At 58.3% G+C, this 13,520-nt stretch carries 11 protein-coding genes and 1 tRNA gene; 7 read left to right on the top strand and 5 right to left on the bottom strand.

Annotated features, from left to right (window positions below; translation table 11 throughout):
* Window positions 1–142: 142 nt before the first annotated feature.
* Window positions 143–232 (top strand) — tRNA-Ser (locus I9185_RS06025).
* Between the two features lie 162 nt (window positions 233–394).
* Window positions 395–520 (top strand): hypothetical protein, encoded by a 126-nt coding sequence (locus tag I9185_RS20530; RefSeq protein ID WP_280922458.1) that lies wholly within the window; start codon window positions 395–397, stop codon window positions 518–520.
* A gap of 87 nt (window positions 521–607) precedes the next feature.
* Here I9185_RS20530 and I9185_RS06020 read toward each other — a convergent pair whose 3' ends face one another.
* The 3 genes from I9185_RS06020 to I9185_RS06010 form a co-directional block, all read right to left on the bottom strand.
* Window positions 608–1,174 (bottom strand): TetR/AcrR family transcriptional regulator, encoded by a 567-nt coding sequence (locus tag I9185_RS06020; protein ID WP_210092568.1) that lies wholly within the window; start codon window positions 1,172–1,174, stop codon window positions 608–610.
* Window positions 1,165–2,241, bottom strand: a complete 1,077-nt coding sequence (locus I9185_RS06015) for an NAD(P)/FAD-dependent oxidoreductase (RefSeq protein ID WP_210092567.1) — start codon at window positions 2,239–2,241, stop codon at window positions 1,165–1,167. The genes I9185_RS06020 and I9185_RS06015 overlap by 10 nt, the downstream gene beginning before the upstream one ends.
* A gap of 91 nt (window positions 2,242–2,332) precedes the next feature.
* A complete protein-coding gene (locus I9185_RS06010; RefSeq protein WP_171722980.1) occupies window positions 2,333–3,001 on the bottom strand; it encodes a cupin domain-containing protein in 669 nt (222 codons plus the stop codon).
* Between the two features lie 599 nt (window positions 3,002–3,600).
* On the opposite strand from I9185_RS06010, the gene I9185_RS06005 reads away from it, so the two are divergent.
* The 4 genes from I9185_RS06005 (at window position 3,601) to I9185_RS05990 (ending at window position 8,284) form a co-directional block, all read left to right on the top strand.
* A complete protein-coding gene (locus I9185_RS06005; protein ID WP_245223418.1) occupies window positions 3,601–4,551 on the top strand; it encodes a glycine betaine ABC transporter substrate-binding protein in 951 nt (316 codons plus the stop codon).
* A 78-nt stretch (window positions 4,552–4,629) separates the two neighbouring features.
* Window positions 4,630–5,667: a glycine betaine/L-proline ABC transporter ATP-binding protein gene (locus I9185_RS06000; protein WP_210092566.1), complete on the top strand. Its 1,038-nt coding sequence runs from the start codon at window positions 4,630–4,632 to the stop codon at window positions 5,665–5,667.
* A complete protein-coding gene (locus tag I9185_RS05995) occupies window positions 5,660–7,249 on the top strand; it encodes an ABC transporter permease subunit (RefSeq protein ID WP_210092565.1) in 1,590 nt (529 codons plus the stop codon). The genes I9185_RS06000 and I9185_RS05995 overlap by 8 nt, the downstream gene beginning before the upstream one ends.
* Window positions 7,250–7,303: 54 nt before the next feature.
* Complete coding sequence (locus I9185_RS05990) at window positions 7,304–8,284, top strand: arginase family protein (RefSeq protein ID WP_210092564.1); 981 nt, start codon at window positions 7,304–7,306, stop codon at window positions 8,282–8,284.
* Here the strand turns inward: I9185_RS05990 and I9185_RS05985 are convergent.
* Together I9185_RS05985 and I9185_RS05980 are read right to left on the bottom strand one after the other, a co-directional pair.
* Window positions 8,281–9,249: an agmatinase gene (locus tag I9185_RS05985; protein WP_210092563.1), complete on the bottom strand. Its 969-nt coding sequence runs from the start codon at window positions 9,247–9,249 to the stop codon at window positions 8,281–8,283. The genes I9185_RS05990 and I9185_RS05985 overlap by 4 nt on opposite strands.
* Window positions 9,250–9,322: 73 nt before the next feature.
* On the bottom strand, window positions 9,323–10,843 hold the full coding sequence (locus tag I9185_RS05980; RefSeq protein WP_210092562.1) for a trimethylamine methyltransferase family protein: 1,521 nt from the start codon (window positions 10,841–10,843) through the stop codon (window positions 9,323–9,325).
* Window positions 10,844–11,024: 181 nt separating this feature from the next.
* Between I9185_RS05980 and I9185_RS05975 the strand changes: the two genes are divergently transcribed.
* On the top strand, window positions 11,025–13,460 hold the full coding sequence (locus I9185_RS05975; RefSeq protein ID WP_210092561.1) for an FAD-dependent oxidoreductase: 2,436 nt from the start codon (window positions 11,025–11,027) through the stop codon (window positions 13,458–13,460).
* Window positions 13,461–13,520 lie beyond the last annotated feature (60 nt).

Raw genomic sequence — 13,520 nt, 5'->3', positions numbered from 1 at the left:
CTGGATGCCAGCCTGTTGCGGTCTTTCCTGCGGATCATAACGTGGCTGAAGTGTCATGGAAAGACCGCTGCACAGGCTTCGGCAAGATTTCCCGATTTCGACTTGCCTCTGGTCGAACTTCGCCTTAGACCCTGCTTTCGACGGGGAGGTGGCAGAGTGGTCGAATGCGGCGGTCTTGAAAACCGTTGGGCGTGAGAGCGTCCCCAGGGTTCGAATCCCTGTCTCCCCGCCATAAAAATGGCAAATCCGACCACACGCTGACCACGTCCCGTATTTTACGAACCTACGGTTTCTTCAGAAAATTCCCATGTCTGGTTCGTGTTCTAGTCCCCGCTTGGTCTGAGCATGCTTTGCGAGTCGCTTTTCGCCGGCACCTTTCGAGTGTTCTTGAGCCATGGAGAAATTTCTTTGTGACCTGTGGTGGACGCAATCTGGTGGTCAGTACATCCAGCCTCGGCCAATTCGCTTGCTGCGCTGTATCGCAGGCAATATCGACATCTACAAAGACCGCCCCGAATGATCACCCGAAATGGGGCTGGGGCAGGGGAGGCGGGCAGGCGCCTCAACAATCGACGCGGCCATTCTGTATGCGCAAGCTTGGGCCGTGTCACAAACATCGCGCAGTTAGAACCTCCACGGCGTCGTCAAAGGTTTGGGTGCTCTTCTCGACCCGAGCCGTCAGATGAGCGCCTTCCAGCAAGGCCAATGCCGCGCGTGCTTCTGCTTTCGGATCCTCAACGCCCGTGATCGAATGATCTGTTTTGCCAAGCGCAAAGACATTCTCGATCCACCGGGTCAACATGCGCCGGAACTCGCGGATTTTGTCGGTGACCTCATTTGACAAGCTTTCCCGGCTGATGATCAGCGACACACATAAGCATAGGGTTTTTCCGCCGTTCAAAGCCGCGCGATACAGCGCGATCAGTGCACGCATGCGCGCGCCCGCCGTTTCGCAAGTTTCCTCGATCTCGACGCAGCGTCCGGTAAGCTCGGTATGGTAGCGTGTCATCAAAGCTGCAGAAAGCGCGGCTTTGGTCGGGAAGTGATAGTGGATCGATGCCTTGCGGATGCCCACATCATTGGCAAGGTCGGCATAGCTGAAGCCGTCGAAGCCTTTGCTGCGTACGGCAAATTCGGCAGAATTCAGCAAAGCGGTTTTTGTATCTATTTCCATGCCACGTTCATCCTATTTGCGCTCAACAATGCCGCGGTGTTTTCTGCCGCTTCCAATGCACCTTCCAGATATCCCCCAAATTGCGCGGCTGTTTCGGTGCCGCTGAAGATGATCCGGTCTTCCCAGATCCGCGTCATGGCCTTGGGCATGCCGTATTGCGGATGGGCATGTACGGGCTGAAGATCCAGGTTGGTTGCTGTGAAGCGATCAAACGCCCAGTCTTTTAACAAAAGCGCATTGGGGCTGGTCGCCTTGCGCCCGAACAATCGCCCCAGCTGAGCCAGAACCTGCTGCCGCAACGCCCCTTCATCCCGGCGAGCTTGCGCAGGGATGCCGATGAAACCGAACAGCGCGAAGGGACCACCGCTGGCAGGCGACGCGTCGTGGATTTCCACCATGGGACCGCGCCGGCTCATAGCATCCCCTGACAATCCGTCTTTGCGCCAGAACGGAGTGTCATAGACCGCAACTGCTTTGGCCTGACCGGCCATCCAGGTCGCGATGTGCCGCATGGCTGACAACGTGCCATCGGGCAGGGCGGGCTCATAGGTCAACTCGGCCGCGATACGTGGGGGCATGGCAAGTACCACACAGCTTGCCCAAATATGCTGTCCAGATTGCGAGGTGACCCGAACTCCGCCTTTGGTGCGGGCCAAGGCGGTGATCTGCGTGGACAGGTGAATTGCTCCATCCGGCAACCGTGCCGACAGCGCATCCGTCAAAGCAGCGAGCCCCGCGACCAGGCGATAAGACCCTTCCATGGATGAAAACCCGCGGCCCCGCACAACACGGCCCTGTTCATCTTCGAAGCTCAGCGCGCCGGAGCTGAATTGGTCAAACCGGTGCAGGCCCAGTCGGTCTGTCAGCGCTGCGATACGTGGCTGCCCGGGCCAGAACCAAGCCGGCCCCATGTCCAGATGGGCGCCCCCCTGAAGCTCGGTCAGAATGCGCCCGCCCAGACGGCTGCGCGCCTCAGCAACCAGCACCTCCTGACCCTGATCCACAAGCTGTGTCGCCAGGCCAAGCCCTGAAAGTCCGCCACCGATGATGAGCGTATCAGTGCGCATGGGTCAAACCCCCTCAGTTGAAGAACGCAGGTCCAGCTTTTGGGCCCAACTCGACCGGGGTTGTTGCGCCAGGGTTTTGTTCAGACATCGGTTACACCGCCGGCGGTTGGGCGTAAGGCAGGTGGCCTGTCTTCATCCAGATCTTGGCTCCGTCCGCCCCAGCAACGGCCGTCAGGCTGTGGCCTTCAGGCAGGCGCAGCCAATCGTTTTTGACCAGTTCGTCCCCGCCTTCGGTGACCGACCCGTCGATGATCAGAACCTCGATCCCGCCGGGGGCGTCCGAGCGCAGCGTCGCGCCCGCGTCCAGATGGGCGTAGGTCACGATCTCGCGCGCATCCTCATGCAGGACTGCGGTGGCGATACCGTTTGCGGGTGCGCGCAGCTCATCCACCATGTTTTTGCGAAACTGGGTTCGGTCGTTCAGGTCGAACTGCCAAAGCTTGACGAAGATCGTGCATCCCGGTTCCGACCCCGGTGTGTGTTGCGAGGTTGGCGGGTTGCGTACATAGGTCCCCGCCGGATAGTCACCATGTTCATCCTGAAATACACCGTCAAGGACAATGAACTCCTCGCCACCCGTATGGGTATGGGCAGAGAAATGACTGCCCGGCGCATAACGTACGATAGTGGTGGCCCGTGCGACCTCGCCTCCGATCCTGTCCAGCATCCTGCGATCCACACCCTTCATGGGTGAGGCCTGCCATTCCAGCTGGTCCGAGTGAACGACAACGCGGTCAGAGAAGTCCGAATTGATTTCCATGGGGTCAGTTCTCTTCCTTGGTTGCAGTAAGGATGACTATCTACCAATAGGTAGGCAAATGCCAACTGAAATGTTGGTATAGGCGACACCTTACACAGAGTGTTGAACGGTTTCTTGTCAGTGTGGCTTGGTTCCACGGTTAGGTGACGCAATTGCCGGGAAGAAGTACCACGCCTTTTTTGGGGGCGGGTGCGATACGCAAGATCAGGCGCATTAAGTATCTGAATGATATTAATTGCTTCGTGCGAAAGGACAGCTTCACCACCCGTTTCGAAACTGGTTGTGCCTTCTGCACGGGGCATTTCGGTGCTCAAGAAACCAGCGGGAATTTTCGGATTCTGAGGTTTCGGAGGGGCAATGTTGAATTGCAGGAAGTCGAAACAAACTTGCGAAAATACCGCATTCAAGAGGTATAAAAACGTATTCCTTGAAGGGCAGCGCATCCGCATGCTTCACTTTTGGAGCCATGTAAGCCTGTGATTTTGCTGGCCCAAAAAAAACCGAAAGGCACGGCCTTTCCACACAAAAAAAACTTAGCGCACCACTACCCAGAGGGTGAGAAAAACAAGCGCGGAAACGACCCAACACGGAGATATCAGATGAAAAAAACTGCAACGCTACTTGGAAGCGCGTCTTTCGCGATTGCCGGGCCGGTCATGGCCGCGGATATCGTGATCGGTGTGCCCAACTGGGCCTCGGTGAACGCCACGGCACATATTCTTGAGGTCGTGATCGAAGAGAACCTCGGCCTGGACGTGGAATTGCAAAACGGCACCAACCCGATTGTCTTCGAGGCCATGGACAGCGGTTCGATGCATGTCCATCCGGAAGTGTGGATGCCCAATCAGCAAAACCTTCACGATACCTATGTCAAGGAAAACGGCACCGTCGTCATGAACCAAAACCCGGTTCAGGCGGAACAGGGCATGTGCGTGCCGACCTATATCGCGGAAAAGTACGACATCAAATCGATCGATGACCTGAGCGACCCCGACAAGGTTGCGATTTTCGATACCGATGGCAACGGAACACCCGAGGTATGGATCGGTGCGCCGGGTTGGGCGTCGACCGTTGTCGAGAAGATCCGGGCCAAGTCCTATGGCTATGACCAGATCTTCGATTTGACGGAATACGAGGAAACCATCGCCTATGCCAATCTGGCAAATGCGACCAAAGCGGGCGACCCGTGGATCGGGTTTTGCTACAGCCCCCACTATATCTTCGTGACCCAGGATTTGACGGTTCTGGAAGAACCGCCTCATGATCCGGCCACCTGGACAATCGTTCAGCCCACGGATGATCCAGATTGGTTGTCCAAGTCCGAGGCGTCCTCGGCCTGGAACGGAGCAACGCTTCACTTGCACTACGCCAAGGAACTGGAAGAGAGCTATCCCGAAGTGGCCGCCCTGTTCAGCAACTACCAGATGACAGGCGACGATCTGAGCGCGATGGGTAAGGCGCTGGCCGTCGACAACATCGAAGCTGCGGATTTCGCCAAGGAATGGGTGGCTGCGAATGAAGACACCGTCATCGGCTGGCTGACCAACTAAATCACCACTCTTTGGGCCGTCGCGCAAAACCGCGGCGGCCTTTTTCTGTCGGGCAGGGCATCGCCCTGTGGGAGATAAATGGACGAACCTGTCGTAAAATTGGAAAACGTTTGGAAGATCTTCGGCTCGCGTGCCGAAGAGGCAATGGAAGCGGTCAGAAACGAAGGCATAGGCAAGCCGGAGGTTCTGGAGCGGTTCAACTGTGTTGTCGGCGTTCAGGGCGCCACGTTCGAAGTGCCGAGGGGTGAGATTTTCTGTATCATGGGGCTGTCCGGCTCGGGCAAGTCCACATTGGTGCGACATGTGAATCGATTGATCGAACCCACGGCGGGTCGGATCGAGATTCTGGGTCACGATGTTTCGAAACTGTCGGAATCCGAGTTGCGCCGCATTCGCGCCCAGCAAATCGGGATGGTCTTTCAGCACATGGCGCTGATGCCGCATCGTTCCGTGCGCGATAATGTGGCCTATCCATTGGAGATCCGAAAGGTGTCCAAGTCAAAGCGCTGGGCCGTCTCGGATCACGCGCTGAGCCTGGTGAATCTGACAGGTTACGAGGACCGCCTGCCCAAAGAGCTTTCGGGCGGGATGCAGCAACGCGTGGGGATCGCGCGGGCGCTGGCCTCGGACCCGGAAATCCTGTTGATGGATGAACCATTTTCTGCGCTCGATCCGCTGATCCGCCTGCAGTTGCAGGACCAGTTCAAAGCACTTGTGGCGCAGCTCAAAAAGACCACGCTGTTCATCACCCACGATCTGGACGAAGCCATTCGGATCGGCCACCGGATTGCGATCATGAAGGATGGCGTCATCGTACAGATCGGAACCCCCGAAGACATCGTCATGAACCCGTCCGACGATTACGTGCGCGAATTTGTTCAGGGCATCTCAAAACTCAAACTGGTCAAGGCGCATTCCATCATGGAGCCTTTGGACAGTTATTCAGGGCCACTTGACGGTGCGCCCCGAGCCGACGAGGGCGCGGATCTGGATCAGCTGATCGACCTGGCCGTGAATTCTGATCTGCCGGTCGTCATCACGGATGCGGGTATCGATGTGGGTGTCGTGACCAAGCCGCGCCTGTTGCGCGGTATCCAGGGGGGCAAAAATGACTGATGCAGCAACAGAGATGAAAGTAACGGCCGCCTCTGATATCGAGGTCGATCGCGAGGCCCTGGACCTTTCCATCAAAGAGTTCGCGGGTCCGAACGGTGACTACTATGTCAGCGCGTTCCACAGGATTCATGATGCGACCAGCGCGATTCCCAACACGTTCAACACGTGGGCCGCGGTGCTGGGGCCATTCTGGTCTGCGTCACGCGCCATTTGGGGCATGTTCTGGACCTTTCTGATCCTTGAAATCATCGCGTGGGTCCAGATCGGCAGGGGCGCGTGGGGCAATCCCGGCGCGGATTTCGCCGAGCGCGCCGCACGTCAGCAGGAACGCGCGGCCGAACTGTTGGCGCGCGCAGCGGATGCCACGGAACAGGCCGATATCGACCGTTTCACCAAACTGGCCGAGAACATACAAAAAGCAGCGGCCACAAGTCTGGAAAGGGCTGCCGCTGCCCAGTCCGAGGCGGCAGGAATCCTGATTACCGGGTTGTTGATGTTGCTGGTGTTCAAGTTGGTTCAAGGGTTCTACGCTGACCGCGTCTACGAAAAACAGTATTCGAACTGGCGCATCGATCCGGACAGCACTGAAAGCGGGCGTTCGACCCGTAATATCGTCATGGGTGCGATCCTTGTCGCAGCAATCGGACCTTTGATTGTGTACAAGTTCACCGTGAACGCATCCCTTCCATTGTTGGACGCGTTCCCGGAACAGCAAGTGTCTGCGATGTTTCTTGGCGAAGGCAACGGCACGCTGTTCTCGAGCCTGGCAAACTGGATGGAGGCCAGGATTGATGCGGCCGCTGCGGCGGGCGGCGACATCTTTGACGGGATCGTGGCGGGCGTGCGATCGGTGCTTGATGCGCTGACGATTGCACTGATCGGGTCGCCCTGGCCGGTGGTCATGCTGGTCATCTGTGTGACGGCCTGGCGTGCGGCGGGACCAAGGGTTGCCATCTTCACCGCGTCTTCCCTGGCCTATATCGCGTTGCTGGGGTATTGGGACGTGGCGATGGAAACGGTTGCTCTGGTCGGTGCGGCGGTGTTGCTGTGCGTCGTCTTCGGCATTCCGCTGGGTATCTGGTTCGGAAAGTCGCAGCGCGCTTATCGCGCGGCGGAACCGGTTCTGGACCTGATGCAGACGCTTCCCGCCTTCGTCTACCTGATCCCGATCATCGCCTTCTTCGGCACCGGCAACCCGCCGGGGATTCTGGCCACCATCATCTTTGGCATGCCGCCGGTGATCCGCCTTACGGCACTGGGAATGCGGGGGGTGCCTGAAAGCATCAAAGAAGCTGCCGTCGCCTTTGGCGCGTCGAAATGGCAACTGTTGAAGGATGTTGAAATCCCGCTGGCGCTGCCATCGATCATGACCGGTGTGAACCAGACGATCCTGATGTGCCTGTCCATGGTCGTGATCATCTCACTGATCGGCGGGGGCGGTTTGGGCAAGGAAATCCTCGAGGCGCTGCAATACGCGGCCAAGGGGCCGGGCCTGCTGGGGGGCTTTGCGATCCTGTTCCTTGCCATGGTCATGGACCGGATCGTGCAGGGCGCGTTCCGACGAGAAGACGAAAAACTCTGAACGCAAACGCCCCCGGTTCTGATCGGGGGCGCTTTTCTTTGATCCGAGGAAACCATGACAGACCCGTATGAACAATCGATGATGGACAACCTGTATTGGTGGGGCGTGCCCACACTGTTCCGGTGTCCCAATGTCGGACCCGAAGGGCAGGATATCGCACTGGCGGGCGTGCCGCATTCGACGGGCAACGGCACGACCGAAAGGGACCAGCACCTGGGACCACGCGCGTTGCGGCATGTCTCGGCCGTACAACGCAGAGTGCATTCGGTCTTTGAAATTGATCCCTGGCAGAGTGCGCGGATCGCCGATGTGGGTGATGTGCCTTTTCCAAAGGCCAACGACAACGAAGACTGCATCGAACGCATCACTGAATTCTACAAGACCATAGACGCGGCCGGAGCGCGCCCCGTTTCCGTCGGTGGCGACCATTCCATCACCGGTGGCATTGTTCAGGCTTTGGGTAACGGCAAGCTTGCAGGCGGGCAGCCGGTCAGCTTTCTGCATCTGGACGCGCATACGGATGTCTTCACCAAGGTTGATCACTTTCTTGGCGCTAAGAAATCCGCGGCCCACTGGGGGGCCTATCTGGCCGATCAGGGGCAGGTGGATCCAACCCGGTCGATGCAGATCGGTCTGCGGGGCCATCCACGCAGCCTGGACTGGCTGCAACCGTCTTATGACTACGGGTACAATATCGTCACCATGCGAGAGTTCCGACAGCGCGGGTTGGCCGATGTGGTCGCGCAGACCAAAGAGGTTTTGGGTGACCGCCCGGTTTACATCACCTTCGATCTGGACTGTCTGGACCCAACCGTCGCGCCGGCCGTGTCCAATCTGGAACCGGGTGAGAAGGGGTTTGACATAGATGAGGCGGTCGGCATCCTGCGCGCGACGCGCGGATTGAACATCATCGGCGGCGATGTGGTCTGCATGATGCCCACCAAGGACAGCCCCAACAACATCACCGCGCTGACGGCGGCGGCGGTGATGTTCGAGATGATTTCGATGATCGCCGAGAACGTCGCGCGGGCCTAGCGCCGCGCGTCGATCGCCTGTGCCAGAACACACAGCAACTCGAACATCAGCGAGATGCCAAGCCACGCCGTCCCGCCTTGGGGGTCGAATGGCGGTGACACTTCGACAAGATCGGCGCCAACAAGGTTCAGGCCGGACATCCTGCGAATGACCTGCTGGGCCTGAAAGCTGTTGGGCCCGCCGATTTCAGGTGTTCCTGTGCCGGGGGCGTAAGTTGGATCGACAAAGTCGATGTCATAGGTGCAATAGGTCGGCTGCATGCCAACGATATCGCGTACCTCGTTCATAACGTCGTCCATGCCCCTGTCGAACAGTTCTTCGATACGGATGATGCGGATGCCCTGCGCCTCGCCCCATTCGATATCTTCAGTGTTGTAGGCCGTGCCGCGAATCCCGACTTGTACAAAACGCTTCGGGTCCACCAACCCTTCCTCGACCGCTCGGCGGAACGGGGTGCCGTGGGTGAATTTGTGACCTCCGAAATAAGTGTCGAACAAGTCCGTGTGACTGTCGAACTGGATCAGGCCAACCGGACCCGAAGCGGCCAAGGCACGAAGGACGGGCAGGGTGGTCAGGTGATCCCCTCCGGCGGTCAATGGTGTGATGTTGCGGGTTTGAAGATCCGTGTAGAAACGCGTGACCCGATCCAGCGTGTCTTCTATGTCGACGGGATTGGGGGCGACGTCTCCTAGATCTGCGCAGTTCACCATTGAAAACGGTGCCACACCCGTAACCGGGTTCATCGCCCTGATCATGGTGGAATAATCTCTTAATTGCCGCGGACCATGCCGGGCGCCGGGGCGATTGGTGGTTCCGCCGTCCCAAGGGATACCGACGATGCCCAGTTCGACCTCCGAGATCCGTTCGTGCGCCAGATCCAGCATGGGCAGGCGCATGAATGCGGGAATGCCGGCAAATCGGGCCAGTTCCATGGCGGATACCGGTTGAAAAAATGAATCGGCCATGATGCCCCATCCTCTGCAAGTTTCCTCAGTGACCCTAACGGTTCAGGACCGGGCTGGAAATGCCCGCCGCTCTTCAAGACAGGATATGAAAACGCTGGCGGATTTCGGCGTCTTGTTCAGGGGTGAGGTATTTGGGGTAATGCGTGCTCAACACCTCTTGAGCGACGCGCCGTGCGGATGACCACGCATCCATCGCACCATCGGTTTGCCAGGTGCGGGGCTCCTGACGATCGGCGAGTTTCGGATAGAAATAGTCTCGTTCCATGGCTTCATAGGTTTGCTCGCTGCCCAGAAAATGCCCATCGCCCAGAACCGAATGGCATATGGCGTCAAAGCCAAGATTCGCTTCGGTGACCTCGATCCCGCGCAAGACACGATACGTGTGCGAGTGCATTTCGTTGTCCAGAACGAAGGCCTCGAAGCTGACCCCGAGCAGAGATGCCGTCATGCCCGAGCTTTCATAGATCAGATTGCCTCCTGCCAGCGCTGCCGCCAGCGATGTGATGCCTTTTTCTGCGCCATGCTGGGCGTCGATGGCCTTGGCATCCGCCATCGAGGCGGCCACACCCGACGGCAAACCCAGCCAGTTCGTGATTTGCGCCGACGCCGCATTCAGGATTGCGGTCTCACCGCTGCCCCCTGCGAAAGAGCCGGTCCTGAGATCCACGATGAAGGGCCAGTTGGAAAAGATCATCGGAAAGCCGGGTTTGATCGCATTGACCATCACGAGACTGGCCAGCGTTTCGGCCAGTGACTGCGCCAGAAATCCGGCCAGAGTTGCCGGGGCGGTTGCGCCCGCCTGCGCGGCCGTGATGCAGGACATCGGAATGTTATGGGCGATGCATTCATAAACCACATCCACTGCATCCTCGCCGTATCGCATTGGCGAAATGATCGGACTTATATGCGCTTTGAGGAAGGGGCGTTTGGCGAATTCCCCGGCCCCTCCGGCGACGATGTCCAGCATCTCGACGATCGGGCCGACATGTTCCGCCAACGTGAAAGACGTTGCCATTGGCTTGGTTGTGTTGCGTACCAAAGCGTAAACGGTGTTGACGTCCAGATCGAACACATCCGAGACATCGGTTGCCACGCAGCATCGGGTGAACCAACTGACATTGGCCAGCGTGTCCTGTAGCCGGGTGAAATCATGCAGATCGGCCAGGGTGGAGGGGCGATAAAGCCCACTGTTGATATCAAGGGTCTGAACCGCAGCACCGCCGGTGCCAAAATACACGCGGTCGCCACCCACCTCGATGGATCGTTTTTCATCCCGGCCATGAAAGGTAAAGCTCTTCGCGGCCGAGGCGATGGCCTGTTTGACCATTGAACGGGGAAAAACCAGCCGGTTCTGTTCCCGATCCTGGGCACCCGCCGCCCTGAGGTCGAAGGCCAGCCTGTCCGGCACGTCTCCCATCCCCAGCTTTTCCAGCAAACGCAGCGCCGTGTCATAGATCTTCTCGATTTCCGATATGCTCAAGGGCTTGAATGCCCCGCCTTTCTGACCGGGAGGGCAAGGATCAATGACGGGCTTGGCCGCACGCTGTGCATGCCGTGCTTTGCGTCCGCTTCGTTTGATGCTGTCGGATGGCATGTGTTTTCGTCACCTAGCGTTTTCCTGCACCGTAGGACCCAAGTTGTCCCGGTATCAAAGAAGAAGTGCCGTTTTCAGAATCCGAAATCGCGGTTTCGATTTTCCGGCACCCGTATCTGCCCTGTTGTCTGCGCATCCCGTTATTCAGCAAGACTGGTGCCGAAGTTGAAGGAGCAATGCCATGAAGTCGCGTACCAGAGCCGTTGTGATAGGGGGCGGGATCGCCGGATGTTCGACGCTCTACCACCTGACCCGGGAAGGGTGGACCGACGTGGTTTTGGTCGAACGGAATGAACTGACCTCGGGCACGACTTGGCATTCGGCGGCGCAGGTCACCAATTTCGGCATGAACCAGACGATGGTCGGCCTGAAATCGCATTCGATCCGTCTGTACAAGGAGCTGGCTGACGATCCGGATTACCCGATCAACTATCATCACGCAGACGGTGGGATCCGTCTGGCCAACACCGAAGGGCAGATGCAGGGCTATCGTCACTTTGCGTCCATGGCGCGGGGGATGGACGTACATTTCGAGGTGATAGACGCGGATGAATGTGCCCGGAGACACCCGTTGATTTCGACCGACAATCTCATCGGTGGGCTTTGGGATCCGCTGGACGGCGACATCGATCCGGCGCAATTGTGCCAGTCCCTTGCGCGCCGGGCACGCAAGGCGGGCGCCGAGGTGTATCGAAATACGCCGGTGACCGCGCTGACACAGCACAGCGATGACACCTGGACCGTGCATACCGAGCACGGGGATATCGACTGTGATGTCGTCGTCAACGCCTGCGGCTACAGGGTCAACGAGGTCGGCGCCATGATGGGTGTTCATCATCCCGTGTCGTCCATGGAACATCAGTATTTCCTGACCGAAGAAATCGAGGCCATCCGGGATGCCGGACACCGGATGCCGCTGCTGCGCTGCCCGATCAGCGATTACTATTGCCGGCAGGAAAAGAACGGCCTGTTGCTAGGGTTCTACGAGCAGGGGTGCAAAACCTGGGGTATGGACGGGATTGATCCGAACTTCGTGAACGCATTGTGCCCGGATGATCTGGACCGCGTGACCGATGTGCTGGAAGGGGCCTTTGCGCGCATGCCCGCCTTGATGGAAGTTGGTATTCACACCGTGGTCAACGGACCGATCACCTATACCATTGATGGTGCCCCATTGGTCGGTCCGATTCCGGGCAAGCGCAACGCGTACTGCATCATTGGACTGCGGGCCGGGCTGGGTGAAGGTGGCGGTCACGGGTGGTTGCTGGCACAGCAGATCGTGCATGGCGATGCATGTTATGACACGTGGTGCCTCGACCCGCGGAGGTTTTCGGGTCATGCCAATGTGGAACTCACCGCGCTCAAGGCGATTGAAGATTATCAGAACGAATTCAGGTTCCACTTTCCGCATGAACATCGCCCCGCGGGCCGACCCGCCAAAACGACCCCTCTGACGCCTGTTCTGGCATCCGAAGGGGCCGAGTTCACTGTGGTCAACGGATGGGAAAGGGTGGACTATTTCAAACCCGATCCCGATTTCTCGCCAACGCTCAGTTTCGATTTTGACGAAACCTTCGATTTGGTGGCCGCCGAAGTCGAAAGCATTCGAACCGGCGTCGGGCTTGCAGAGGTAAACGGGTTCAACCGTATCGAGATCACGGGACCGGACAGGCACGCATTCCTGGATCGGTTGTTTTGCGGGCTTGTTCCTCGGCGTGAGGGGCGTGTCGGGTTGGGATACCTGTTGAACGACCAGGGTATGATCAAGGCAGAGGCGACGATTGCCAATCTGCCCGCCAGCCACAGGGGGGCGGCCCGCGTTTGGTATGGTTCCGCCGCGGCAAGCGAGTTTCACGACATGGATTGGTTGCGCCTGCATCTGCGCAGCGATGAGGACGTTCAGTTGCGCAGCCTGACAAATGATCAAACAAATCTGGTTCTGGCTGGCCCGAAGTCGCGTTCTGTCTTGTCAGCCTGCGCCAGAGGAGATTGGTCGGCAGATGCGTTCCCGTGGCTCAGCGTGCGCGAGTGCTTTGTCGGTATTGCTCCGGCGACGGTCATGAACCTGAGTTACTCGGGCGAGCTGGCCTATGAAATCCATGTTCCAAATGCCTCGCTCTATGCGGCCTATCTTGCCTTGCGCGAGGTCGGCGAAACGTACGGGTTGAAACTGTTCGGTGCCAGGGCCGTTGAATCCATGCGCATGGAGAAGAGCTTTTTGCACTGGAAAGCCGATCTGATCACCGAATTTGATCCTTTTGAAACCGGGCTGGATCGGTTTGTCCGACTGGACAAGGTCGTCTTCGTGGGGCGTGATGCCCTGTTGAGACGGAAGTCCGAAGGACAACGACGCAAGCTGGTCCCCTTGCGCATCGATTCAACCCTTGGCCCGGCGCATCCCGGCGCATCACTGATGCAGGATGACACTGTCGTTGGCACCATCACGTCGGGCGAATGGGGGTATCGCACGGGGCTGAATCTGGCGCACGCTTTCATTCATCCGTCCCTGGCGCAGCTTGGCCGCGAAATGGAGCTGGACAGCTGCGGGAAACGGATTGGTGCGACGGTTATCAGCCCAAGCCCGTACGACCCGGATTTTATGCGGATGAAAGCCTAGAATCGACCGTTTCGATCAACTTCTTCATTGCCGCATGGGCAAAACTTTGCTTCGCTAGTT

The sequence above is a fragment of the Ruegeria sp. HKCCSP346 genome (assembly GCF_017872595.1).
GTDB lineage: Bacteria > Pseudomonadota > Alphaproteobacteria > Rhodobacterales > Rhodobacteraceae > Ruegeria.
The sequence above is the reverse complement of the archived record's forward strand: the minus strand, read 5'-3'. Positions and strand labels throughout refer to the sequence as shown.

Excerpts from the sequence above, each read along its gene's own strand:
- I9185_RS20530 (WP_280922458.1), top strand. The coding sequence starts at position 395 with ATGGAGAAATTTCTTTGTGACCTGTGGTGGACGCAATCTGGTGGTCAG.
- I9185_RS06020 (WP_210092568.1), bottom strand. The coding sequence starts at position 1,174 with ATGGAAATAGATACAAAAACCGCTTTGCTGAATTCTGCCGAATTTGCC.
- I9185_RS06015 (WP_210092567.1), bottom strand. The coding sequence starts at position 2,241 with ATGCGCACTGATACGCTCATCATCGGTGGCGGACTTTCAGGGCTTGGC.
- I9185_RS06010 (WP_171722980.1), bottom strand. The coding sequence starts at position 3,001 with ATGGAAATCAATTCGGACTTCTCTGACCGCGTTGTCGTTCACTCGGAC.
- I9185_RS06005 (WP_245223418.1), top strand. The coding sequence starts at position 3,601 with ATGAAAAAAACTGCAACGCTACTTGGAAGCGCGTCTTTCGCGATTGCC.
- I9185_RS06000 (WP_210092566.1), top strand. The coding sequence starts at position 4,630 with ATGGACGAACCTGTCGTAAAATTGGAAAACGTTTGGAAGATCTTCGGC.
- I9185_RS05995 (WP_210092565.1), top strand. The coding sequence starts at position 5,660 with ATGACTGATGCAGCAACAGAGATGAAAGTAACGGCCGCCTCTGATATC.
- I9185_RS05990 (WP_210092564.1), top strand. The coding sequence starts at position 7,304 with ATGACAGACCCGTATGAACAATCGATGATGGACAACCTGTATTGGTGG.
- I9185_RS05985 (WP_210092563.1), bottom strand. The coding sequence starts at position 9,249 with ATGGCCGATTCATTTTTTCAACCGGTATCCGCCATGGAACTGGCCCGA.
- I9185_RS05980 (WP_210092562.1), bottom strand. The coding sequence starts at position 10,843 with ATGCCATCCGACAGCATCAAACGAAGCGGACGCAAAGCACGGCATGCA.
- I9185_RS05975 (WP_210092561.1), top strand. The coding sequence starts at position 11,025 with ATGAAGTCGCGTACCAGAGCCGTTGTGATAGGGGGCGGGATCGCCGGA.